The organism is Rhizobium sullae (genome assembly GCF_900169785.1).
In the GTDB taxonomy this organism is placed as follows: Bacteria; Pseudomonadota; Alphaproteobacteria; order Rhizobiales; family Rhizobiaceae; genus Rhizobium; species Rhizobium sullae.
Genome location: NZ_FWER01000180.1, coordinates 1 through 633, shown reverse-complemented (window position 1 = coordinate 633; position 633 = coordinate 1). Strand labels below are relative to the sequence as shown.

Genomic DNA, 633 nt, shown 5'->3' with positions numbered 1-633 from the left:
TCGTTCGCATCTGGTGGAAGCCGTTCATTCTTTGCATCTGGGGTGGGGCGCTGATGATGGCGGCGGGCGGCTTCGTGTCGCTCTCCGACAGGCGGCTGCGCGTCGGCGCGCCGCGCCGCAAGGCGAAACCGGCAAGACTGGCCATGGAGGCGGCGGAGTGATAGGTTCATTGTCTCCCTCATTCCTGTGCTTGTCACAGCAATCCAGCGCACCCAAGTCTTTGAGCGCAGATGACTCATCTGCGGACAGAGAACCATTCACGGGGCGGACACGCTGTGGCTGGATTCCTGTGACAAGCACAGGAATGAGGGGAGGAGACGTTCGGCGCATCCCTAGAACGTCGCACTTTTTCTCTCGCATTCTCGTAGCCCTCTTCATACTCTTCGCCTCTTTTCCCGCCCTCGCCGTGAACCCCGACGAGGTGCTTGCCGATCCGGCGCTCGAAGCCCGCGCCCGCTCACTGTCGGCCGAACTGCGCTGCATGGTGTGCCAGAACCAGTCGATCGACGATTCCAATGCCGACCTTGCCAAGGACCTCAGGCTCCTGGTGCGCGAGCGCATCTCCGATGGCGACACCGACGAGGAGGTTCTGAACTACATCGTCTCGCGTTACGGCGAATTCGTGCTGCTGAA

At 61.5% G+C, this 633-nt stretch carries 2 protein-coding genes; both read left to right on the top strand.

Annotation, left to right across the window (positions count from 1 at the left end; genetic code table 11):
• Positions 1 to 161 (top strand): cytochrome c-type biogenesis CcmF C-terminal domain-containing protein (locus BN1800_RS39655; protein ID WP_143534275.1); only part of this gene is annotated, 161 nt, incomplete at its 5' end.
• 143 nt (positions 162 to 304) lie between these two features.
• A partial coding sequence (locus tag BN1800_RS39650) for a cytochrome c-type biogenesis protein (RefSeq protein ID WP_087006387.1) occupies positions 305 to 633 on the top strand: 329 nt, incomplete at its 3' end.